This window comes from Hydrogenophaga luteola (assembly GCF_042648585.1).
GTDB lineage: Bacteria > Pseudomonadota > Gammaproteobacteria > Burkholderiales > Burkholderiaceae_C > Hydrogenophaga > Hydrogenophaga luteola.
Genome location: NZ_JBHRXX010000001.1, coordinates 276,963 through 297,196, shown reverse-complemented (window position 1 = coordinate 297,196; position 20,234 = coordinate 276,963). Strand labels below are relative to the sequence as shown.

Below are 20,234 nucleotides of genomic sequence, written 5' to 3'. Positions count from 1 at the left end.
AGGGGGTGCAGGGAGAGAATGGTCCGATGACCACCTCTTCCTCCTCCTTCATCTCCGACGCCGACCGCACCCAGGTTGTGACCTACACCTGGGCCGACGTGGACGGCCCCTCCACCGGCGTGGTGCAGATCGCCCACGGGCTGGCCGAGCACGGCGAGCGCTACGACCGTTTTGCCCGGGCGCTCAACGCGGCCGGCTTCGTGGTCCACGCGGTCGACCACCGCGGCCACGGGCGCACCGCCAACGGGCGGCTGGGCGACTTCGGCGCCGCGGGCTTCGGTGGCCTGATCGCCGACGTGGCCCAGTTCGGCGCCCTGCTCCGTGCCCAGCACGGCGGCCTGCCGGTGTTCCTGTTCGGGCATTCGATGGGGTCGTTCGCCGCGCAGGCGGCCATGCTCGACCACTCGTCTACCTGGTCGGGCGTGGTGCTGTCCGGCTCGACGGCGCTGGACGCGTTCGGCGCGGCCATGGCCAACGCGCCCGCGGACGCACCGGCCGGGCTCGAAGCCTTCAACGCCGGCTTTGAACACCGCACGGGCTACGAGTGGCTGTCGCGCGACCCGGCCGAGGTGGACGCCTACGTGGCCAACACCTGGTGCGGCTGGGACGTGCCGGCCGATGTGATCCCCGCCCTGTTCGAGCCCGCACCCCGCGTGGCGGACCCGGCGCGGCTGGCCGGCATCCGCCGCGACCTGCCGGTGCTGATCGCCTCCGGCGACGCCGACCCGCTGGCCGGCGGCGGCGCGCTGATCCAGCTGCTGGGCCAGCGCTACCGCGACGCGGGCCTGGCCGATGTGACGGTGAAGCTGTACCCCGGCGGCCGCCACGAGATCCTCAACGAAACCAACCGCGACGAGGTGACCGCCGACATCGTGGCCTGGCTGCGCGCCCACGCGGCGTAGCGGCGGAAGGCCGCGCACCGGAAGGCGCCGGTCTGGCGTGGGCGCCTCAGCGGCCGATGCGCGCCAGCTCGTCCGACGCCAGCACCACCACGCCCTGCGCGGTGGGCAGCGTGCGCACCAGGGCCAGCGCGACTGCGCGCGCGTGCACCGGTCGATACGCACCCGGCATCAGCGGCGCAAGCACGCGGGCGATGGGAATGGCGATGCGTTCGCCCAGGCGCGGGGGCTGCTGCAGCCCGTCGCGCAGGTCGAGCAGCAGTGAAGGCTGCGCCAGCACCAGGGCCTGCAGGTCCAGGGCCTTGAGCGCGTCTTCCAGCTCGCCCTTGACGCGGTTGTAGAACACCGACGACTGCGCGCTGGCACCGGCCGCGCTGACCAGGCCGATGCGGCGCACGCCCGCGGCCACGGCGGCGCGCGCCACCGCGAGGTTGGCGTCGAAGTCCACCGCGCGGAAGGCCGCCTGGCTGCCCGCCACCTTGATGGTGGTGCCCAGAGCGAGGTAGAGCTCGTCGGCAGGCGGCAGCGCCGGCAGATGGGTGAAGTCGACGCGCAGGGGCCGCAGCTTCGGGTGGCTGAGCGGCAGGTCGCGGCGGGTCAGCGCGTGCACCTGCGCCACCGTGGGGTCGGCCAGCAGGGCTTGCAGCATCTGTCCGCCCACCAGGCCGGTGGCGCCGGCGAGCAGCACGGTGCGGGTGGGGTTCATGGCGTGGTCTCCGGTGGGCACAGCACGCGCCGCATGTGCCGCGGGGCGAATCGGCCGATTGTCCCCCTCTCGGGCCAGCGCCACTGCCGGGCCCTAGACCGTCGGCACCGTGCCGCCGTCGATCAGGTGCTCCGAGCCCGAGATGGAGCCCGCGCGCGGCGACACCAGGAAGGTGATCAGATCCGCCACCTCTTCCGGCCGGGCCGGGCGTCCGAGCGGGATGCCCCCCAGCGACTGCATGATGATCCGCTGGCCACCCTCGTAGTCCGTCCCGGCCTGGCGGGCCAGCCGCTCGGCCAGCGCCACCGAGGCCTCCGTCTCGATCCAGCCGGGCGCGACGCTCAGCACGCGAACGCCCTGGGGCGTCACCTCTTTCGACAGCGCCTTGCTGTAGGTGGACAGGGCCGCCTTGGCTGCGGCGTAGGCGGTCGTCGATTCCGGCAGCGGCAGCAGGCGCTGGATCGAGCTGACGTGAACAACGACGCCGGAACCCTGGGCCAGCATGGCGGGCAACAGCGCGCGGTCGAGCCGCACGGCGGGCATCAGGTTCTGGTTCAGTTCGTTGAACCAGTGCGCATCGTCCAGGGCCGCGAAACCGCCGCCCGGCGCGCTGGAGCCACCCAATACGTTGACGAGGATGTCCACGCCGCCCCATTGGCTGAGCACCGACTGCGCCACGTCCGCCACGCCTTGCTCCGTGGTGAGATCGGCGGCGATGCAGGTCACGCCGTCGATGGCCGTTGCGGGCAGCGAACGCGCCGTCGTCATCACCTGCACGCCCGCCGCGTGCAGGCCGCGCACCACGGCGGCGCCCACGCCCTTGGTGCCGCCCGAGACCAGGGCGCGCTTACCCTGAAGTTGAAGATCGAAGCTCGTCATGTGAAGACTCCTGTTGGTTGGAGCCCTCAGGATGCAAGCGTCAGAGAAATTAGTGAATCACCTAGAATCTGAACGGGTTGTTTAGCAATTGATACACAATGCGCGGCTCCGACTTCGCCGAACTGAAAGCCTTTGCCGCCGTGGTCGAGCGCAGCAGCTTTGCGCGGGCCGCCGAGCACCTCGGTGTGTCGCCGTCCGCGCTGAGCCAGACCATCCGCCAGCTCGAAGCGCGGCTGGGCGCGCGGCTGCTGAACCGGACCACCCGCAGCGTGGCGCCGACGGCAGCGGGCGAACAGCTGCACGCCCGCATCGCGCCGCTGTTCCGGGCCATGGACGACGCCGTGGCCGAGGCCAGCGCGGCAGCGGGGCAGATGAGCGGAACGCTGCGCATCAACACCCTGGGCATGGCGGCGCGGCAGATCATCGCGCCGCGGCTGGGCCGGTTTCACCGTGCGCACCCGGACGTGACGCTGGACATCGTGGTCGACGACGGGCTGAGCGACATCGTCGCGGGCCGCTTCGATGCGGGCATCCGGGTGGGCGCGCGGCTGGAGAAAGACATGATCGCCGTGCGCCTGACGCCGGACGTGAAGATGGTCGCGGTGGCGTCGCCGGACTATCTGGCGCGGCGCGGTCTGCCCCAATCACCCGCCGACCTGCATCACCACGCCTGCATCAACTGGCGGCTGCAGACCGACGGCCGGGCCTACCAGTGGGAGTTCGAGAAAAGGGGCCGGCGGATCGAAGTGGCGGTGTCCGGGCCCCTGGTCACCAACCACTCGGATGTCGGCGTCGCCGCCGCATTGCAAGGCTTGGGCATCGCCTACGCCTTCGACCGCGAACGCGTCGACGAGCACCTCGCCCAGGGACAGCTCGTGCAGGTGCTGGCCGACTGGTCGATCACGCGCCCGGGCCTGTTCGTCTATTACTCGAACCGGCACCACCAACCCGCGGCGCTGCGCGCTTTCATCGATTGCCTGCTGGACCGCGACCTGGCCAAGCCGGCCCCTCAAGCTTGAGGGGCCAACAGGGGCAACAACGTCCTCTGCCCCACCGGCGTCACCGCCACATCCCGCCCCGTCCCCCGCCGCACCCAGCCTTGCGCCACCAGGTGCAGGTACAGCCGGTCGGCCAGCTCGCCCGCCAGGTGATCGCGCCGCTCGGACCAGTCCAGGCAGGGGTAGGCGTAGCGCCGCTTCTTGCCGGGCTCGGGCGCCTCGAACCCCAGCCGCAGCAGCCAGGCGCGGCCGCTGTTCGTGAGCGTGTAGCCGCTGCTCGCCGGCTGCAGTCCATCGGCCGCCATCAGGCCGTCGAACAGCCGGGTGCCCAGGCGCCCCGCCAGGTGCCCGTAGCAGCAGCGCGCCTCGCGCAGGCGTGCCCGTTCGGGCGAGGCCCACTGCTGTTCGTGGTCGCCGCGTTCGGCCACCACGGCCAGGGCCTCCAGCGCGTGGGCCACGTCGGCGTCGGCGAGTCGGTAGTAGCGGTGGCGGCCGCGCGGCTCGCAGACCACAAAGCGCGCTTCGAGCAACTGGGTCAGGTGGCCGCTGGCGGTGGCGGGCGTCACGGACGCGGCGCGGGCCAGCTCGCTGGCGCTGGCGCATTCGCCGCTGAGCAGGTAGGCCAGCATGCGCGATCGCGCCGGGTCGGCCACCATGGCGGCCACGCGGGCGAGGCGGGGTTCGTGCGGGGTGCGGGTCATGGCCCTCAGCGTAGCGCAGCCCGGGAGTCTTCGGGTGCCTGCGCGCGTTCGTGCAGGCCGTAGTCGCGCAGCACCGCGGCCACGCGCAGGCGGTAGTCGGCAAACACTGCCGAGCGCCCGGCCTGCTGCGCAGCGCGGTGGTGGTCCTGGCCGCGCCAGGCGCGCACGGCGGCTTCGTCGCGCCAGAAGCTGAGCGACAGGTAGCGCCCCGGCCGGGCCAGGCTCTTGAAGCGTTCGACCGAGATGAAGCCGTCCATGGCCTGCAGCTCGGGCAACAGGCTGGCCGCCGTGTCCAAGTAGCGCTGCGCCGCGCCCTCGTGCGGCTCGACCTCGAAGATGACCGCGATCACGGCGTCACCTGCCGCGGCTGGTGGACGGTGCCGGCCACGTCTTCGAGCCAGCTGCGCTCTTCGCGCAGGATGAAGCGCTGCGCCTGCGCCATCTCGAAGTTGGCGCGGCCTTCGGGGTCGGTGCGCAGCACGGCGCGGTAGCGCTCGTAGGCCGCGAGACTGTCAAAACCGATCAGGCCCCAGGCAATGTCATTGCTGCCTTCGTGCGGCAGGAAGTAGCCCAGCAGGTTGCCGCCGCAGCGGGGAATGATGCGACCCCAGGCCTCGGCGTAACGGCGGAAGGCCTCGCGCTGGAACGGGTCGATCTGGTATCGGATGAAGCAGGTGATGGGCATGGTGTGACGCGCAGAGTGGAGCAGGGTGTTCACTGTGACGCGGCCAGCCGGTGGGATGCTTTGGTGTGGGCCGAAGTGTGTATGGCTTCAATGCCGCCAGTGGGAAAGGGCCAGCCGATCCTGGCGGTGCCAGCGGATACGATGTTCTGGTTTTGAGGGAGGCCATCACACCATGTCAACCCGCGCACGTCGAGCGCTTCTTGTGTCCGCACTTTTTGGAGCGTTGTCCTCCTATTCATGGTCAAACCCCACGGAGACAGTGATGGGCTCTCCTGATCGCCGGCAATCGCTTGCCAGGTTCATTGCGAAGAAGAAGTTCGTAGAGGAGGCTGGCTATCCCGGCGCCACCAACGAACCAGACCGGCTCCGGTATGAGGCTGAGGTGAATGAACTCGCGCGCTCGTTGGGAGCACTTTCGCCGTCTGACCAGACGAAGGCAGTCGTGCTGGACAAGTTCAAGCCAACAATGGCCAAGTTTGAGTACGCCGACAGCGAGGAGCAAGATCGCTTCCTTCGGTACCTGGAAGAGCTTATGGACATCTTCGGTATCGAGAGCTCAGATGGACTGCTCAGTGAGTGGCGCTACGGATTTGACCCCCGGAAGAGCGCTGATGCGGTTAACGCGGAAGCATTGGCCGCCATGACGGTCGCCGAGCGCGAATTGCTGAAGCGTCTTGACGGCATGACCGCTGCGAACGCCGAGGGGTTGTTGCGTTCAGTTCTTGGTCAACCGGCCACCGACACCCCCGCGATCAAGATGTGGCTGCTCGTGCCCGATGCCAGCTCCGCAATAGGCCTGACGATGCACGGCGGTACCCTGGTGTTCGGCTGGACCGCGAAGAGTCGATTCATGTATGCGCGAAAGCTGTGACGACCGAGCTCTCAGTTTGTGCTCCAGATACCAACAACCATGAACTTCAAGCAACTTGCATTCATCGCCGTGGCGGTTTCGCTCGGCACCGCCAACGCACAAACGCTGGTGGATCGAGTGAAGCGCGACGAGATCGCGCACATGTCCAGCGAAGAGCCCGCCATGCGCAGCGCCTTCGAGAAGGCACGGGCCAGCCTGGACACGTTCCTGGCCCAGGCCAAGTCGCCCGCGCCTGGCACCGACCGCTACGCACTCAAGGTGGCGATTTCAGACGGACAAAACACCGAGTACTTCTGGGTGGTCGATTTTTCGGGCGACGGCAAGCAGTTCACCGGCGTCCTCAACAACGAGCCACGGCTGGTCATGAAGCACCGGTACGGCGAGAAGATCGCTTTTCGCAGGGACCAGATTGCAGACTGGACCTACATGGACGCACCTCAACGCCGCATGCACGGCAACTTCACCGCTTGTGCCTTGCTGACCAAGGAGCCGCCAGCCCAGGCGGCCGAGTTCAAGCGGCAATATGGTTTGCGGTGCGACTGAGAACGCTCGGAAGGCGCGTCGCGGGTTGCCCCCGACAGCGCGGCAACAATGTCTGCGGTTTCACCGGAGCTTTCATGAAACTTTGCTTCGCCCGCGTTTCACTGGTGATGGCGACAACACTCGCATTGCCTTTTCCTGTGTGGGCCTCAGAGTGCGCGGCTCCACCAGTGCTGAAGGCAGAGCATGCGGCTTGCGTAGGCCGCCAGTTCATGGAACGCGGTCCTCCACCGCCTTGGGAATTGAAGTACGAGGCGCGGGACGCAGGAGCAAGTTGGGTGGTGTACTACGCCGCAAGGCAGCGTGGCATGCGCGGGGGGGGCGGCGAATTGAGTGTCCACAAGAAGTCGGGCGCTGTGACCTTTGTCCGGGGGGTTCGGTAGTGCCCCGCGCAAAGCGACGTGGAGATTCCTCTGGACGTCGAAGGCTGGGTAACGAACTTGAGCCATTCGGTCATGACGACAGCCACCAGAACATAAATTGATGGATCAAGACGAAGAAATCCGCGCCTTTGCCAACTGCGCCAGCGCCTACCGCTCCTGGTGCGAGGGGCCACGGGCATCCGATCCGTTGCAACTGCTGCGGGAGGCGACATGGCATGTCGCTCGCCTGTCCGCGGCAGCGTTGGAACTGCCCGATGTGGAGTTTGCCGATCACCCGGATCCGCCGGACTTGCCCAAGACGGACTGGGACGCCATGTTCAAGAGCTTCCGTGCGTTGCCGTTCAACCATTACCGGGAGGTCTATGACCCGTCGATTGAAGACTTCGACGAGCCGGTGGTGGGCGATGTCGCGGACGACCTGACAGACATGTACTCGGATCTGATCAAGGGCCTGTGGTTTTTCGACCGTGGTCACAAGCGTGCGGCAGCCTGGAACTGGAAGTTCAGCTTCGACGCTCATTGGGGGCGCCATGCGGTCAGCGCGCTGCGGGCGTTGCACTGCCACGGCGAAAGCGGGCGTTACCCGGCCGCCAACAGATCGCCGGGTCACTGACCGTTCATCCACTCAGACATTCAGACACACAGAGACATGTTCATGCCGTCCCGCCGAACCCTTCTTCTGTCTGCACTGCTGTGTGCGGCGCCCGCCCACGTCTGGGCCAACCCTGCCGCCCATAGTTCGGCCGCAGACGAACGCCGGCAGGCTCTGGACCGTTTCATCGCGAAGAAGAAGTTCGTGAAGGAGCCGTTCTACCTCGTCGACCTGGACGAGGCCGACCGCCTCAAATACGAAGCCCGGGTGAATCAGCTGGCGCGCTCGCTGCGCAAGCTGCCGCCGTCCCGGCAGACGAAGCCGGTCGTGCTGGGGATGTTCAAGCCGGTGATGAAGAAGTTCGACACCGCCGAAGGCGAGGACCAGGACCGGTTTCTCGGGTACCTCGACGAACTGATGGAGATTTTCGGCGTCGAGAGCTCGGACGGCCTGCTGAGCACCTGGCGTTACGGCTATGACAGGACCGCGGAGATGAAAGCGCGCGAGGCCCAGTTGCAGGCGCTCAACGCCCAGGCGCTCGCGGCCATGACACCCGATGAACGCGCGTTGCTTGAGCGCCTACAGGGCATGACGAAGGCCAATGCCGAAGAGACCTTGCGGTCTCTTCTCGGTGCGCCCGTGTTCGAGAGCGATACCGGCCCGATGTGGTCACTGACCACGCCCGACCGCACATCCACCCTAGGGTTGGTGAAGCACTGGGGCTCGGTCTTCCTCAGCTGGAGGATTGGCGAGCTCACGTACTTCCGCCGGTTCTGAGATCTGTCCTGCGCGTGTTGAGCTGCCTCACCTCAGCGCAGCACCCCGGCAAAGTACGCCGACAGCGCCTCCCGCGCCTCCAGCGGTAGCACGTTCGCCACGTACTGGTCCGGCCGCACGACGATGAGGCAGCCCTTCTCGCGATCGATCCTGCGCATGTCGTAGATGTCGCCCATGCCTTTGTGGTCCACGCAGAAGATCTTCTCGTGGTCCTGCAGGCCGAGCTTGCCGGTCTTCGGTTTGAGCAGCGAGGGCATCTGCCCGTAGTCGAGCTGGTCGAAGGTGGGCTGGAAGATGGCGCGCACGTCGATGATGGCGTCGATGTCTTCGCCGGGGCGTGTGTGCTTCACGACAGGTGAGGTCGGGTCGTTCTCCAGCCAGTCGGCCAGCTGGGCCATCGGCGCGCCGGGCTGGCCCACGTCGCCCCGGCCGGCGAAGGCGTAGATCCGCCAGCGCGCGTCGGCTTCGGCCACGTGTCCCAGCTGCATCTGCTTGGCGTCCGACAGGCGCACCACGGGCGCGGAGTGGAATCGGCGGCCGATCTCCTCGCCCTCGGCCAGCGCCTGATGGATCCCGGGCGCAAATAGAGTCGATGTGTCGTACTTCACCGCGGTGCCGCCCGTGAATTCCAGGTTGGCCTTGAACTGGCGGATGATGCGCGGCTCTTCCTTGCCCTCGCGTTCGGCCTGTGTGGTGGGTGCCGACGCGATCCGGGCCCATTCGTGGTCGGTCTCCACCAGCCGCTTGGCTTCGGTCAGGCGTTCCTTCGAGTAGCTGCGCAGCAGGCTCGGATCGGCCCTGCCCTGCAGCACGTGCACCAGCTTCCAGCCGAGGTTGAAGGTGTCCTGCATCGACACGTTCATGCCCTGCCCGGCCTTGGGCGAGTGGGTGTGGCAGGCGTCGCCCGCGGTGAACACGCGCGGCGCGCGGTCGCTGCCTTCCGGCACGTCGTCGAACTTGTCGGTGATGCTGTGGCCGATGTCGTAGATCGACCACCAGACGATCTCCTTCACGTCCAGTGAATAGGGTTTGATGATGCGGTTGGCGGCCGCGATCATGTCGTCCTGCGTGAACTTCTTGCTGGCAGCCTTCTCGCCGTCCTTGAGCTTGTCGAGCTCCACGTACATGCGGAACACATAGCCGCCCTCGCGCGGCAGGATGAACACGTTGCCCTCGTTCGCCGAGGAGATCAGGCACTTCTGGCGCACATCGGGGAAGTCGGTGTTGGCCAGAATGTCCATCACGCCCCAGGCCTGGTTGGCCGCGTCGCCGTGCAGCACGCCGCCTATCGCCTTGCGCACGGCCGAGTGGGCGCCGTCGCAGCCCACCACGTAGTTCGCCCGCACGGTGCGCGTGGCGCCCCAGTGGATGCCGGTCGAGTCCTTGAGCGTCACCGTCACCGGGTGGTCGTCGGTGGTTTCGTCGATGCTCAGGCCCACGATCTCCCATCCGTAGTCGGGCGCCAGGCGCGAGGGCGAGTTGGCCATCACCTCCAGGAACAGCTCGTGCAGCCGCGCCTGGTTGATCAGGATGTGCGGCATCTCCGAGCTGTCGTCGGCCACGTCCTGCACACGGCCCACCCGTTTGATGTGCGCGGGGTTGGCCGGGTCGGGCATCCAGAACGCGGTCTGGTTCACCCAGTAGGTCTCGCGCTTGACCTTGTCGGCGAAACCGAAGGCCTGGAACATTTCCATGGTGCGCGTGTTGATGCCGTCGGCCTTGCCCTTGACGATGTTGCTGGCCATGCGCTCGACGATCATCGTCTCGATCTCGGGGAAGGCCGCCAGCTGCGCGGCCAGACACAGGCCGGCCGGGCCGGTGCCCGCGATCAGCACGTCCACCTTTTCCGGCAGGGGTTCGTTGACCCCCCGGTTGCGGCGGTTGGGCGCGGCCTGTTTGATGTCGGGGTTGCCGCCGCGAAAACCGTCTTTGTAGAACTGCATGGGGTGTCTCCTGAGGGTGGATGCTCGCCGGGGAAATCGGTGTGTGGGCAAATGATATCTATGCTTACTAATCCGTGTCAAGACGGTACGTATACTTATCAATAGACTTTGAAACGGAGCACAGGCATGGACTCACTCGACATGGCGGGGCACCTGATCCGCCGGCTGCATCAGCTGTCCACGCAGGTGTTCGTGCAGCGCACACAGGCAGCGGGCTTCGACCTGACGCCGGTGCAGTTCGCGGCGCTGGACGCCATCGGCCACCACCCTGGCACGGACCAGGCGACGGTGGCCGAACTGATCGCCTACGACCGGGCCACCATCGGCGGCGTGATCGAGCGGCTGGAGCAAAAGGGCTGGGTCGACCGCGTCGTCAGCGAACGCGACCGCCGGGCGCGCGAACTGTCGCTCACGCCCGAAGGCCAGCGCATCCTTCAGGCCCTGGTGCCCGTGGTGCGCGATCTGCAGGACGAGATCCTGCAGGCCCTGGGCGACGCCGACCGCGCGCGCTTCCTCAAGCTGGCGCGTCAGGCCGTGGGCTCGTAGCCGGCACCGCATCACGGCGCGCCATGTGCAGCGCCAGCCCCTGCAGCAGGGCCAGTGCCAGCAGGCCGAGACCGGCGGTGAGCCAGAGCGCGCGACCGCCCCAGTGCACCATGGCCAGGCCGAACAGCAGGGGCGCAAAGGCCTGCGACACGCGGGCCGGTGCCATCAGCCAGCCCTGGCGCTCGCCGTAACCCGTGGCGCCGAACACCACCAGGGGCAGCGTCCCCTTGGCGATGGTCAGGATGCCGTTGCCCATGCCGTGCATCACGGCGAACAGCCAGGCACCCCAGGGACCGCCGAGCGCCAGCAGCAGCACGCCCAGCGGGTGGCCTGCGGTGGCGAAGCGGCTGGAGAGCAAAGGGTGCGCGCGGCGCAGGAAGCCGAATTCCAGCAGCCGCCCCGCCACCTGCGCCGGCCCCACCAGCATGGCCACGCCCAGCGCGGTAGAGGTCGACAAGCCCTGGGCCTGCAGCAGCAGCGGCAGGTGGGCGGCCATGGCGGTGCTGGTGAACCAGGCGATGGCGAACACGGCGGCCAGCACGATCGCGACGCCATTGCCAGCGGGTGCCTGCGCCGGTGTGCCCGAGTCGGCGTGTGCGCCGGGCGCGGATTCAGCCCGCACCGGCGGCGCCTCTTCCACCCGCCCGCGCGGCAGCCCGCTGTGCAGCGGCAGCCCGATCACCAGGTGCAGCGCCGCCCAGCCCAGGCAGGTGCCACGCCAGCCCAGCGTGTCCAGGCCCCACTGCGTCAGCGGCCAGCCCACGGTGCTGGCAAAGCCGGCGATCAGCGTGATGCCGGTGATGGCGTTGCGTGCGCTCACCGGGTAGAGCCGCACCAGGGTGGCAAAGGCCGCGTCGTAGAGTCCGCTGCCCATGGCCACGCCGATCACGCACCACGCGGCCCAGACCTGCCACCCGGCCTGCGCCACGCCCAGCGCGGCCAGGCCGGTGGCGAACAGGAGATTGGTGACCAGCAGCACCGCGCGCCCGCCATGCCGGTCGATGGCACGGCCCGCGGCCGGCCCCACCAGGGCCGAGATCACCAGCGCCAGCGTGAAGGCGCCGAACACATGGGTGACCGCGATGCCCAGCTCCGCCGCCAGCGGCGCGGCCAACAGGGCGGGCAGGTAATAGGACGAGGCCCAGGCCAGGGTCTGCGTGCTGCCCAGCCGCAGCACCACGCCGGTCTGGCCTGTGCGACTCACCTCATGCGGTCTGGAGCATCAGCTGTTCCAGACGGGGCAGGTAGTGGTCCAGCGGCGGAACGGCGCGGTCCGGGTCCTTGGCCAGATCGTCGTAGCGGCGCAGGCGCACCGCGTCCTCGGCAAAGGGCTGCCGCAGGAAGGCGCGGGATTCGACGGCGGTGTAGGCACCGCCCTGCTGGGCCAGGCTGTGCACCGAAGCGGTCGACAGCGTGGCGTAGTAGCTGCCTTCGGCCTGACACAGGTAGCGCTTGGCGTCGACGTGCAGGCGGATCGGTTCCAGCACGGCGTCGGGCAGCACGCCGCGCAGAAAGGGCAGCAGGGTGTACTGGTGCAGATCGTCCTGGCGCATGTCGGTGTCCATGGTACCGGCCTTCTCGGCCGCGATCAGGTGGCCCAGGTCGTGCAGCAGGCAGGCGATGACCAGTTCGTCCGGCTCACCGGCGCTCTCGGCCAGGTGGGCACACTGCAGGGCATGCTCGCGCTGGCTCACCGCCTCCAGGCCGTACTGCTGCGCGCCACGCTGGTCGATCAGGCGCACGATGTCGTCGAGGTTCAGGGGCATGACGAAACTCCTCAGATCATGAGCTTGCGGATGCGGGCCGACACCAGGTCGATCAGGCTGACCGTGACGATGATGATGATCATCACGGCGGCGGTCTCGGCGTACTGGAAGCCGCGGATGATTTCCCACAGCACCACGCCGATGCCGCCTGCCCCCACCATGCCGACCACCGAGGCCGAACGCACATTGGCCTCGAAGCGGTAGAGCGTGTAGGAGATCCACAGCGGCATCACCTGCGGGATCACGCCGTAGACGATCTCATGCAGCGCCGAGGCGCCAGTGGAGCGGATGCCTTCGACCGGCTGCGGGTCGATGGCCTCCACCGCTTCCGAGAATAGCTTGGCCAGCGTGCCCGCGGTGTGGATCCACAGCGCCAGCACACCAGCGAACGGCCCCAGGCCCACGGCCACCACGAACAGCATGGCGAACACCATCTCGTTGATGGCGCGGAAGGCGTCGAGCACGCGGCGCACCGGCTGGTGAATCCACCAGGGCGTGATGTTTGCCAACGCCAGCAAGCCCAGCGGCACCGCCGAAACCACGGCCAGCGCCGTGCCCCAGACAGCGATCTGCAGCGTGACCACCATCTCCTGCACATACATCCGCCAGTCGGCGAAGTTGGGCGGGAAAAACTCGCCCGCGTACTGCGCCATGTTCCCCGAGTCGCGCAGCAGCTCCAGCGGGCGCATGTCGGCGCCGTTCCAGGAGCCAGCCAGCACCAGCAGCAGGGCACCCCAGCCGAGGTACCAGCCCAGGCCGTGTTTCTGGGTGGCGGCCGCCAGCGCGGCGGGGGCGGTGAGCGAAGACGTTGTGGTCATGAGGTTCTCCGGTCGAAAAAAAGCCCGCCGTCGGATCGGGCGGGCCCGCACTCAGCGGCGCGTCACTGCAGGGCGGCCAGCTGCTTGTCGATGTCGGCCAGCTTGGCGGCCTTGTCGGCCTCGGCCAGGGTGGCGTCGGCTTCGATCTTGTTGCGCTTGCTGAACAGGTCCAGTTCGCGGATCGGGATCAGTTGGGCGTTGGTCGAGGGCTTGAAGCCGGAGAGCTTGGAGATCTTCATCACGATCTCCTTCTCGCGCGTGTCGGTCTTGGCGTAGTTGTAGAAGAAGGTCTTGAGCTTCTCCTTGGTGGCGGCCGGCAGCTCCTTGTGCATCACCAGCGGGTCCAGCGGGATCAGCGGCGAGGTCCAGACCACGCGGATCTCCTTGAACTTCTCAGGCTGGCGTTCCTTGATCTTGTCGAGGTTCTCGCTGTTGTTGGTGGCCACGTCGACCTGCTTGTTGGCCACGGCCAGCGCGTTGGTCTCGTGGTTGGCGCTGCGCACGATCTTGAAGTGGGTCTTGGCGTCGATCTTGTTCTTGGCGAACACGTAGAAGCCGGGCACCAGGAAGCCCGAGGTGGAGTTTGGGTCGCCATTGCCGAAGGCCAGGCTCTTGCCGTTCTTGAGCACATCGTCCAGCGACTTGATCGGGCTGTCCTTGTGCACGATCAGGTGCGAGTAATAGCCCTGGCTGCCGTCGGCGTTGACCATCTGGGCGAACACCTCGCCGTTGGCGCGGTCCACCGCCTCCATGGCGGACTTGTTGCCCAGCCAGGCGACCTGCACCTTGTTGAAGCGCATGCCTTCGATGATGCCGGCATAGTCGGGCGCGAAGAACGCCGTGACCTTCAGGCCGGTCTGCTTGGCCATGTCGTCGATCAGCGGCTGCCAGTCGGCCTTGAGGTTCTGCGTGGCTTCAGTGGAGATGATGCCGAAGTTGATGTCCTGCGCCCAGGAGGCGCTCAGGGTCAGGCCGAGGGTGACGGCGGCGAGGGTCTGCTTGATCATGGGAGTGTCCTTGGGTGCAAGGTGGAGGGAAGAAAACCGGGCGCTCAGGCGGCCTGGGCCATCGGGGTCGGCCAGGCGACCACGCTGGGCGCCGGTGCGGGAGAGGGGACTTCGTGCAGCGACGAGCTGCCGTTGAGGATTTCGTCGGCCTGCATGCCGTAGAGGTTGCGCAGCAAGGCGGGTGTGAGTTCGCGCGAGGGACCATCGAACACCACACGGCCCTGGTGCAGCGCGACCACGCGCGGGCAGTAGCGCATGGCCATGTCGACCTGATGCAGCGACACCACCACGGTGCACCCGTCCTCGCGGTTGATGCGGGCCAGGATCTCCATCACCTTGCGCGAGGCCTCGGGGTCGAGCGAGGCGATGGGCTCGTCGGCCAGCACCACTTTGGCGCCCTGCACCAGGGTGCGTGCAATCGCCGCGCGCTGCTGCTGGCCGCCCGAGAGCGTGGAGGCGCGCTGTGCGTGGCACTCGGCGATGCCGACACGGCCCAGGGCCTCGATGGCGAGCGCGCGTTCCTGTGCGGTGAACCAGCGCGTCCAGGCGCGCCAGAACGGCATGCCGTGCAGACGGCCGACCAACACGTTGACCATCACCGGCAGACGGTCGACCAGGTTGAACTGCTGGAACACGAAGCCGATCTGCGACCGGATCTTGCGCACGTCGCGCTGGATGCGGCCTTCGCGCTGCACGCAACAACCTGCCACCTCGATCACGGAGCCGGGCGTGGCGTCGGCAGCCATCAGGCCGGCCACGTGGCGCAGCAGGGTCGACTTGCCCGAGCCGGAGGCACCGATCAGCGCCACCATCTCGCCAGGGCGGATGTCGAGGTTCACATTGTCCAGCGCCAGCTTGCCGCCGGCGAAACGCTTGCTGAGGTTCTGGATGCGCAGGGCTGAGGACATGGTGGGGCTCCGTGGTGCAAGTTATCTAGACAAGTTGCAGTGTCCGGGGCTTGTGTGACAGCTCTTTGAAGGCTGCGGGAAGCTTTGATGGCGCTCGTGGCCGTGCGGCTCAGAGCACGCGCTCGCCTTCGCGCCAGACGCCGCGAACGACCGCCTGGCGGCGGCCGTCGGGCAGGTCGACCAACTTCACACGCACCAGGTCGGCGCGCTGGCCAGTCGCGATCTCGCCGCGGTCGTGCAGACCACAGGCACGCGCCGGGTTGCGCGTGACCGTGGCCACCGCGCTGGGCATGTCCAGGATGCCGTCGTCCACCAGCCGCACCACGGCACTGAGCAGGCTGCCGGGCACGTAGTCGGACGAGAGGATGTCCAGCAGGCCCAGGCGCGCCAGATCGGCCGCTGCCACGTTGCCCGAATGCGAGCCCCCGCGCACCACGTTGGGCCCACCCATCACGGTCAGCAGGCCGCGTTCGTGCGCCGCGCGCGCCGCGACCACGGTGGTCGGGAACTCGGACACGCTGGCGCCCTCGGCGTGCGCCTGCTCCACATGGGCCAGGGTGGTGTCGTCGTGGCTGGCCATGGCGATACCGTGCTGGCGGCAGTAGTCCACGAAGTACTGGCGGTGCGGGTCGGCGTAGCGCGCCTGCAGCTCGGCCGCGTGCTCCACCTGGCGCAGGAACTTCTCCAGGCTCCAGCCCTTCTTGCCGGTGTAGTAGACCTTGGCGACGTCGATGTTCTCCCACTGGCGCTGGCCCGGTGTGTGGTCCATCAGCGAGATCAGCGACAGGCGCTCGTGGCCGTGGAAGGGTTCGAACAGGTCGATGGTGTTGGGCGCCGGCAGCTCGCAGCGCACGTGCAGATGATGGTCCGCGCGCAGCAGGCCTTCGCGGGCGCAGGTGTCGATGGTGTCGACCACGCCGTGCCAGGTGCTGCCGCGCAGGCTGTCGGGGTCGGCGTCGCCCACGCCGAGCGCGTCGAACACGGTGGTGATGCCGGCGGCGGCCACCTCGGCGTCGTGCGCCAGCAGGGCGGGCATCTCGGCCCATTGCACCGAAGGACGGGGCATCAGGTGGCGCTCGAAGTTGTCGGTGTGGATCTCGACCAGGCCGGGCAGCAGGTAGTCGCCCTCCAAGTCCAGGCCCACCGCGCCCTGGCGGTGGCCGGGGTCGATGGAGGCGATGCTGCCGCCGGCCGCCGCGAGGCTGCCTTCGACCACTTCGTCGCCCAGCACGAGGCGGGCGTTGCGGAATACGGTGGGGTTCATGGAGCACTCCGGAACTGCGCGATTTCGATGCGGCGGGTGGCCACGGCGGCTCCCACCTCGGGGTCGTGGAAGATGCCCATCAGCGCGGCGCCGCGGGCGACGGCCTCGTGGATGAGTTCGATCACGGTTCGGGTGTTGGCCTTGTCCAGCGAGGCCGTGGGTTCGTCCAGCAACAGCAGCGGGCGCGGCTGGATCAGGCTGCGCGCGATGTTGATGCGCTGCTGCTCGCCACCCGAAAAGGTGGCCGGCGGCAGCGACCACAGCCGCTCGGGTATGCGCAAGCGCGTGAGCCAGGCGCCGGCTTCCTGCCGCGCGGCCTCGACCCGCCCGGGCGACGGGGTGCCCTCGCCCAGCAGCGGCTCGGCCACCACGTCCAGCGCGCTCACGCGCGGGATCACGCGCAGGAACTGGCTCACATAGCCCACGCGGTCGCGGCGCATGGCCACCAGCTCGCGCGGCGTGGCCTGGGTGATGTCCAGCGTGCTGCCGTCGTCCTGGCGCAAGCCGATGGTGCCGCTGCTGGCGCGGTAGTTGGCGTAGACCAGCTTGAGCAGCGTGCTCTTGCCCATGCCCGAGGGGCCGTCGAGCACCAGGCATTCGCCCGGGTGCAGGTCCAGGTCCACCTGGTCGAGCACATGCAGCTGCGCGGCGTTCTGGTGGTGCAGGGTGAAGCGTTTGGAAACGCCTTGCAGGGTCAAAAGGGGTGTGGTCATGGCTGGAGCACCGAGGCGACGAGCAGCTGGGTGTAGGGGTGTTGCGGGTCGTCGAGCACCTGGTCGGTCAGGCCCGACTCGACGATGCGGCCGCGTTGCATGACGACCATGCGGTGCGCCAGCAGGCGCGCCACGGCGAGGTCGTGCGTGACGATGACGACGGCCAGCTGCATCTGCTGCGTGAGCTGGCGCAGCAGGTCCAGCAGGCGGGCCTGCACCGACACGTCCAGGCCCGAGGTGGGTTCGTCCATGAACACAAGGCGCGGCTGTGTGACCAGGTTGCGCGCGATCTGCAGGCGCTGGCGCATGCCGCCCGAGAAGGTGCGCGGCGCGTCGTCGATGCGGATCGGGTCGATCTCCACGCGCCGCAGCCACTCCTCGGCCTGGGTGCGCAGCTCGCCGTAGTGGCGCTGGCCCAGGCCCATCAGGCGCTCGCAGACGTTGGCACCGGCCGAGACATCCATGCGCAGGCCGTCGGCCGCATGCTGGTGCACGAAGCCCCAGTCGGTGCGCGCCAGCAGGCGCTGCTGCGCCTGGCTCATGGTGTGCACGTCCTGCAGCGCGCCGTCGCGGCCCTGGAACAGGATCTGGCCCTCGTCGGGACGCAGGCGCGCGGCCAGGGTGTTGAGCAGGGTGGTCTTGCCCGAGCCGGATTCGCCGACGATGGCCAGCACCTCGCCGGGCCAGAGTTCGAACGAGGCCTCTTGCAGGGCAGTCTGCGAGCCGTAGCGTTTGCCGACGCCGGCGGCGCGCAGCAGGGGTGTGTGTGACAGGGTCATGGGGTGATCACGAAGCTGATGCCGTGGCGCTGGAAGCCCAGCGATTCGTAGAAGGCGTGGGCACGCTCGCGCTTCTGGTTGGACGAGAGGGCGAGCTTGTAGGCGCCTGCCTCGCGGGCCAGCGTCCGGGCGTGTTCCATCATCCGGCGGCCGATGCCCTGGCTGCGGCAGGTCTGGTCCACCACCACGTCCTCGACGATGGCCGAGGGCGTGCCGCGGTGCGCCAGGTTGTGCATGACCAGCAAGGCGTAGCTGCCGAGCACGCGGTCGGCGGCGTCGCAGGCCACGAACAGGCGGTAGCTCGGGTAACGCGTGAACTGGGCGAAGACCTCGCGCGCCTGCTCGGGGCCGAGGACGTCGCCGTCGTCCAGGCCCGGCTGGGCGTAGAGCGCCAGCACGGCCGGCAGGTCGTCGGCCGTGGCTTCGCGCAGGCTCAGGGCGTCGCTCACGTGGCCGCCCTCGCACCGATGAGCGTCGCGTCGGCCTGTGCCGCCTGCCGTTCCTGGCAGTGGTCGGAGTCGGAGCAGACGTGCAGGCGCGTGCCCTGGTCGTCGGTGATGATTTCGTCGAGGAAGCTGTCGGTGGCGCCGCACAGTGCGCAGGGCACGTCCCACTTCTGAACCTCGAACGGGTGGTCCTCGAAGCCCAGGCTCTCCACCTTGGTGTAGGGCGGCACCGCATAGATGCGCTTCTCGCGCCCGGCGCCGAACAGCTGCAGGGCCGGGTTCATGTGCATCTTGGGGTTGTCGAACTTGGGGATCGGCGAGGGCGCCATGAGGTAGCGGTCGTTCACCATGACCGGGTAGTCGTAGGTGGTGGCGATGTGGCCGTGGCGCGCGATGTCCTCGTAGAGCTTCACGTGCATGAGCCCGTACTCGGCCAGCGCGTGCAGCGTGCGCGTCTCGGTCTCGCGCGGCTCCAGCCGCTGCATGGGTTCGGGCACCGGCACCTGGTAGACGATCACCTGCCCTTCGCGCAGCGGCGTCTCGGGAATGCGGTGGCGGGTCTGGATGATGTCGGCCTCGTTGGTGCGGGTGGTCACCTCGACACCGGTGGTGCGCTGGAAGAAGCGGCGGATGTTGACCGCGTTCACCGTGTCGTCCGAGCCCTGGTCGATCACCTTGAGCGTGTCGTCCGGGCCGATCACCGCGGCCGTGACCTGGATGCCGCCCGTGCCCCAGCCGTAGGGCAGCGGCATCTCGCGCGAGCCGAAGGGCACCTGGTAGCCGGGGATGGCGACCGCCTTGAGGATGGCGCGGCGGATCATGCGCTTGGTGCGCTCGTCGAGGTAGGCGAAGTTCACGCCCGGTTCGGTGGCCGGCGCGGCGGGGCTCAACAGTTCGGGGTGCAACGGGGCGTTCATGCGTTCTCCTCGTCGGGGTTGGCGCGGCGGGCGACTTCGGCGCGCATGCGGCGCACCAGTTCCAGCTCGGACTGGAAGTCCACGTAGTGCGGCAGCTTCAGGTGCTGCACAAAGCCCGAGGCTTCGAGGCTGTCGCTGTGAGAGAGCACGAACTCCTGCTGCTGCGCCGGCGCCTCGATGTCCTCGCCCAGTTCGGGGGCACGCAGCGCTCGGTCGACCAGGCTCATTGCCATCGCCTTGCGCTCGCTGTGGCCGAAGGCCAGGCCGTAGCCGCGCGTGAACTTCGGCGGCTCGGTCTTGCTGCCGGCGAACTGGTTGACCATCTCGCATTCGGTGATCTCGATCTCGCCGATGGACAGCGGGAAGTCCAGCTCTTCGGGTTCGAGCACCACCTCGACCTGTCCCAGGCGCACCTCGCCGACGAAGGGATGGGTGTGCGAATAGCCGCGCTGGGTCGAATAGGCCATCGCGAGCAGAAAGCCCTCGTCGCCGCGCGCCAGGTTCTGCAGCCGCGTGGCGCGCTCGGCCGGGAAGCGCAGCGGCTCGCGCGTCAGGTCCACCGGCTCGGGGTCGCCCTCGGGCACCGGGTGGGTCTCGATCAGGCCCTCCTGGTTCAGCAGGTCGACCACGCGCGGGGCCGGTGCCGGCACCGCGGCGGCCGGTGCCTCGCCACCAGGGGCAGCGGCGTTGGCCAGCAGCGTGAAGTCCAGCAAGCGCTGGGTGTAGTCGTAGGTCGGGCCGAGGATCTGCCCGCCAGGCAGGTCCTTGAAGGTGGCCGAGATGCGGCGGTCCGGCCGCATCTGCGCGGTGTCCAGCGCCCGCGTGGTGCCCAGGCGCGGCAGCGTGGCGCGGTAGGCGCGCAGCAGGAAGATGGCCTCGACCAGATCGCCCGCCGCCTGCTTGATGGCCAGCGCCGCGAGCTCGGGGTCGTAGACCGAGCCCTCGGTCATCACGCGGTCCACCGCCAGCTTCATCTGCTGGCGGATCTGGTCCACGCTCAGCTCGGGTTGCTGCGGGTCGCCGCGGCGCTGTTCGGCCAGCAGGCGGTAGCTGTTGAGGATGGCGGTTTCCCCGCCCTTGACGGCCACGTACATGG

General features: G+C 68.3%; 24 protein-coding genes. 7 read left to right on the top strand and 17 right to left on the bottom strand.

Annotated features, from left to right (window positions below; genetic code table 11):
* Window positions 1-26 precede the first annotated feature (26 nt).
* The gene (locus ACFOPI_RS01375) at window positions 27-902 is read left to right on the top strand and encodes an alpha/beta fold hydrolase (protein ID WP_382169995.1); all 876 of its coding nucleotides are present in this window, start codon (window positions 27-29) and stop codon (window positions 900-902) included.
* A gap of 46 nt (window positions 903-948) precedes the next feature.
* Here the strand turns inward: ACFOPI_RS01375 and ACFOPI_RS01370 are convergent, their stop codons facing one another.
* Together ACFOPI_RS01370 and ACFOPI_RS01365 are read right to left on the bottom strand one after the other, a co-directional pair.
* Entirely contained in the window at window positions 949-1,605 is a 657-nt protein-coding gene (locus tag ACFOPI_RS01370) for an NAD(P)H-binding protein (RefSeq protein WP_382169993.1), read from the bottom strand.
* A gap of 93 nt (window positions 1,606-1,698) precedes the next feature.
* Complete coding sequence (locus ACFOPI_RS01365) at window positions 1,699-2,484, bottom strand: SDR family oxidoreductase (protein WP_382169991.1); 786 nt, start codon at window positions 2,482-2,484, stop codon at window positions 1,699-1,701.
* 98 nt (window positions 2,485-2,582) lie between these two features.
* On the opposite strand from ACFOPI_RS01365, the gene ACFOPI_RS01360 reads away from it, so the two are divergent.
* Window positions 2,583-3,503, top strand: a complete 921-nt coding sequence (locus ACFOPI_RS01360) for a LysR family transcriptional regulator (protein ID WP_382169990.1) — start codon at window positions 2,583-2,585, stop codon at window positions 3,501-3,503.
* Here the strand turns inward: ACFOPI_RS01360 and ACFOPI_RS01355 are convergent.
* The 3 genes from ACFOPI_RS01355 to ACFOPI_RS01345 are packed head-to-tail and all read right to left on the bottom strand — an operon-like array spanning window position 3,494 to window position 4,868.
* Window positions 3,494-4,183: an ArsR/SmtB family transcription factor gene (locus tag ACFOPI_RS01355; RefSeq protein WP_382169988.1), complete on the bottom strand. Its 690-nt coding sequence runs from the start codon at window positions 4,181-4,183 to the stop codon at window positions 3,494-3,496. The two genes, ACFOPI_RS01360 and ACFOPI_RS01355, sit on opposite strands and share 10 nt — an antisense overlap.
* 5 nt (window positions 4,184-4,188) lie before the next feature.
* Window positions 4,189-4,533, bottom strand: coding sequence for an antibiotic biosynthesis monooxygenase family protein (locus ACFOPI_RS01350; RefSeq protein WP_382169986.1), 345 nt, complete (start codon window positions 4,531-4,533; stop codon window positions 4,189-4,191).
* Window positions 4,530-4,868, bottom strand: a complete 339-nt coding sequence (locus ACFOPI_RS01345) for an NIPSNAP family protein (RefSeq protein WP_382169984.1) — start codon at window positions 4,866-4,868, stop codon at window positions 4,530-4,532. The genes ACFOPI_RS01350 and ACFOPI_RS01345 overlap by 4 nt, the downstream gene beginning before the upstream one ends.
* Window positions 4,869-5,130: 262 nt before the next feature.
* On the opposite strand from ACFOPI_RS01345, the gene ACFOPI_RS01340 reads away from it, so the two are divergent.
* The 4 genes from ACFOPI_RS01340 to ACFOPI_RS01325 all read left to right on the top strand — a co-directional run bounded on the left by ACFOPI_RS01340 (window position 5,131) and on the right by ACFOPI_RS01325 (window position 8,031).
* Entirely contained in the window at window positions 5,131-5,739 is a 609-nt protein-coding gene (locus ACFOPI_RS01340) for a DUF4844 domain-containing protein (protein ID WP_382169983.1), read from the top strand.
* A 39-nt stretch (window positions 5,740-5,778) separates the two neighbouring features.
* A complete protein-coding gene (locus tag ACFOPI_RS01335; RefSeq protein ID WP_382169981.1) occupies window positions 5,779-6,282 on the top strand; it encodes a YegJ family protein in 504 nt (167 codons plus the stop codon).
* A gap of 480 nt (window positions 6,283-6,762) precedes the next feature.
* Complete coding sequence (locus ACFOPI_RS01330; protein ID WP_382169979.1) at window positions 6,763-7,275, top strand: DUF5063 domain-containing protein; 513 nt, start codon at window positions 6,763-6,765, stop codon at window positions 7,273-7,275.
* Window positions 7,276-7,311: 36 nt separating this feature from the next.
* Complete coding sequence (locus ACFOPI_RS01325; RefSeq protein WP_382169977.1) at window positions 7,312-8,031, top strand: DUF4844 domain-containing protein; 720 nt, start codon at window positions 7,312-7,314, stop codon at window positions 8,029-8,031.
* Between the two features lie 32 nt (window positions 8,032-8,063).
* Here the strand turns inward: ACFOPI_RS01325 and ACFOPI_RS01320 are convergent, their stop codons facing one another.
* Complete coding sequence (locus tag ACFOPI_RS01320) at window positions 8,064-9,974, bottom strand: FAD-dependent monooxygenase (protein WP_382169975.1); 1,911 nt, start codon at window positions 9,972-9,974, stop codon at window positions 8,064-8,066.
* A gap of 126 nt (window positions 9,975-10,100) precedes the next feature.
* Between ACFOPI_RS01320 and ACFOPI_RS01315 the strand changes: the two genes are divergently transcribed.
* Window positions 10,101-10,520, top strand: coding sequence for a MarR family winged helix-turn-helix transcriptional regulator (locus ACFOPI_RS01315; protein WP_382169973.1), 420 nt, complete (start codon window positions 10,101-10,103; stop codon window positions 10,518-10,520).
* On the opposite strand, the gene ACFOPI_RS01310 is transcribed toward ACFOPI_RS01315, so the two are convergent.
* The 11 genes from ACFOPI_RS01310 to ACFOPI_RS01260 all read right to left on the bottom strand — a co-directional run bounded on the left by ACFOPI_RS01310 (window position 10,489) and on the right by ACFOPI_RS01260 (window position 20,232).
* Window positions 10,489-11,724, bottom strand: a complete 1,236-nt coding sequence (locus ACFOPI_RS01310) for an MFS transporter (RefSeq protein WP_382169971.1) — start codon at window positions 11,722-11,724, stop codon at window positions 10,489-10,491. The genes ACFOPI_RS01315 and ACFOPI_RS01310 overlap by 32 nt on opposite strands.
* A gap of 1 nt (window position 11,725) precedes the next feature.
* A complete protein-coding gene (locus tag ACFOPI_RS01305) occupies window positions 11,726-12,286 on the bottom strand; it encodes a phosphonate degradation HD-domain oxygenase (protein ID WP_382169969.1) in 561 nt (186 codons plus the stop codon).
* Between the two features lie 11 nt (window positions 12,287-12,297).
* Complete coding sequence (gene phnE, locus ACFOPI_RS01300; RefSeq protein WP_382169967.1) at window positions 12,298-13,104, bottom strand: phosphonate ABC transporter, permease protein PhnE; 807 nt, start codon at window positions 13,102-13,104, stop codon at window positions 12,298-12,300.
* Window positions 13,105-13,166: 62 nt separating this feature from the next.
* Entirely contained in the window at window positions 13,167-14,111 is a 945-nt protein-coding gene (phnD, locus tag ACFOPI_RS01295; RefSeq protein WP_382169965.1) for a phosphonate ABC transporter substrate-binding protein, read from the bottom strand.
* Window positions 14,112-14,155: 44 nt separating this feature from the next.
* Window positions 14,156-15,019, bottom strand: a complete 864-nt coding sequence (gene phnC, locus ACFOPI_RS01290; RefSeq protein WP_382169963.1) for a phosphonate ABC transporter ATP-binding protein — start codon at window positions 15,017-15,019, stop codon at window positions 14,156-14,158.
* A 109-nt stretch (window positions 15,020-15,128) separates the two neighbouring features.
* Window positions 15,129-16,283 carry an alpha-D-ribose 1-methylphosphonate 5-triphosphate diphosphatase gene (locus ACFOPI_RS01285; protein WP_382169961.1) on the bottom strand — a complete coding sequence of 385 codons (1,155 nt, stop codon included), beginning with the start codon at window positions 16,281-16,283 and terminating at the stop codon, window positions 15,129-15,131.
* Complete coding sequence (gene phnL, locus ACFOPI_RS01280; RefSeq protein ID WP_382169959.1) at window positions 16,280-16,996, bottom strand: phosphonate C-P lyase system protein PhnL; 717 nt, start codon at window positions 16,994-16,996, stop codon at window positions 16,280-16,282. The genes ACFOPI_RS01285 and phnL overlap by 4 nt, the downstream gene beginning before the upstream one ends.
* Entirely contained in the window at window positions 16,993-17,775 is a 783-nt protein-coding gene (gene phnK / locus ACFOPI_RS01275; RefSeq protein ID WP_382169957.1) for a phosphonate C-P lyase system protein PhnK, read from the bottom strand. The genes phnL and phnK overlap by 4 nt, the downstream gene beginning before the upstream one ends.
* Window positions 17,772-18,224, bottom strand: coding sequence for a GNAT family N-acetyltransferase (locus tag ACFOPI_RS01270; protein WP_382169955.1), 453 nt, complete (start codon window positions 18,222-18,224; stop codon window positions 17,772-17,774). The genes phnK and ACFOPI_RS01270 overlap by 4 nt, the downstream gene beginning before the upstream one ends.
* Entirely contained in the window at window positions 18,221-19,138 is a 918-nt protein-coding gene (locus tag ACFOPI_RS01265) for an alpha-D-ribose 1-methylphosphonate 5-phosphate C-P-lyase PhnJ (protein ID WP_382169953.1), read from the bottom strand. The genes ACFOPI_RS01270 and ACFOPI_RS01265 overlap by 4 nt, the downstream gene beginning before the upstream one ends.
* Window positions 19,135-20,232, bottom strand: coding sequence for a carbon-phosphorus lyase complex subunit PhnI (locus ACFOPI_RS01260; protein WP_382169951.1), 1,098 nt, complete (start codon window positions 20,230-20,232; stop codon window positions 19,135-19,137). The genes ACFOPI_RS01265 and ACFOPI_RS01260 overlap by 4 nt, the downstream gene beginning before the upstream one ends.
* Window positions 20,233-20,234: the final 2 nt, after the last annotated feature.

Coding starts and splice junctions, on each gene's coding strand:
- ACFOPI_RS01325 (WP_382169977.1), top strand. CDS start 7,312: ATGTTCATGCCGTCCCGCCGAACCCTTCTTCTGTCTGCACTGCTGTGT.
- ACFOPI_RS01375 (WP_382169995.1), top strand. CDS start 27: ATGACCACCTCTTCCTCCTCCTTCATCTCCGACGCCGACCGCACCCAG.
- ACFOPI_RS01305 (WP_382169969.1), bottom strand. CDS start 12,286: ATGCCCCTGAACCTCGACGACATCGTGCGCCTGATCGACCAGCGTGGC.
- ACFOPI_RS01370 (WP_382169993.1), bottom strand. CDS start 1,605: ATGAACCCCACCCGCACCGTGCTGCTCGCCGGCGCCACCGGCCTGGTG.
- phnK (WP_382169957.1), bottom strand. CDS start 17,775: ATGACCCTGTCACACACACCCCTGCTGCGCGCCGCCGGCGTCGGCAAA.
- phnC (WP_382169963.1), bottom strand. CDS start 15,019: ATGTCCTCAGCCCTGCGCATCCAGAACCTCAGCAAGCGTTTCGCCGGC.
- ACFOPI_RS01285 (WP_382169961.1), bottom strand. CDS start 16,283: ATGAACCCCACCGTATTCCGCAACGCCCGCCTCGTGCTGGGCGACGAA.
- ACFOPI_RS01265 (WP_382169953.1), bottom strand. CDS start 19,138: ATGAACGCCCCGTTGCACCCCGAACTGTTGAGCCCCGCCGCGCCGGCC.
- phnL (WP_382169959.1), bottom strand. CDS start 16,996: ATGACCACACCCCTTTTGACCCTGCAAGGCGTTTCCAAACGCTTCACC.
- phnE (WP_382169967.1), bottom strand. CDS start 13,104: ATGACCACAACGTCTTCGCTCACCGCCCCCGCCGCGCTGGCGGCCGCC.
- ACFOPI_RS01315 (WP_382169973.1), top strand. CDS start 10,101: ATGGACTCACTCGACATGGCGGGGCACCTGATCCGCCGGCTGCATCAG.
- ACFOPI_RS01330 (WP_382169979.1), top strand. CDS start 6,763: ATGGATCAAGACGAAGAAATCCGCGCCTTTGCCAACTGCGCCAGCGCC.
- ACFOPI_RS01360 (WP_382169990.1), top strand. CDS start 2,583: ATGCGCGGCTCCGACTTCGCCGAACTGAAAGCCTTTGCCGCCGTGGTC.
- phnD (WP_382169965.1), bottom strand. CDS start 14,111: ATGATCAAGCAGACCCTCGCCGCCGTCACCCTCGGCCTGACCCTGAGC.
- ACFOPI_RS01355 (WP_382169988.1), bottom strand. CDS start 4,183: ATGACCCGCACCCCGCACGAACCCCGCCTCGCCCGCGTGGCCGCCATG.
- ACFOPI_RS01335 (WP_382169981.1), top strand. CDS start 5,779: ATGAACTTCAAGCAACTTGCATTCATCGCCGTGGCGGTTTCGCTCGGC.
- ACFOPI_RS01320 (WP_382169975.1), bottom strand. CDS start 9,974: ATGCAGTTCTACAAAGACGGTTTTCGCGGCGGCAACCCCGACATCAAA.
- ACFOPI_RS01260 (WP_382169951.1), bottom strand. CDS start 20,232: ATGTACGTGGCCGTCAAGGGCGGGGAAACCGCCATCCTCAACAGCTAC.
- ACFOPI_RS01365 (WP_382169991.1), bottom strand. CDS start 2,484: ATGACGAGCTTCGATCTTCAACTTCAGGGTAAGCGCGCCCTGGTCTCG.
- ACFOPI_RS01340 (WP_382169983.1), top strand. CDS start 5,131: ATGGGCTCTCCTGATCGCCGGCAATCGCTTGCCAGGTTCATTGCGAAG.
- ACFOPI_RS01345 (WP_382169984.1), bottom strand. CDS start 4,868: ATGCCCATCACCTGCTTCATCCGATACCAGATCGACCCGTTCCAGCGC.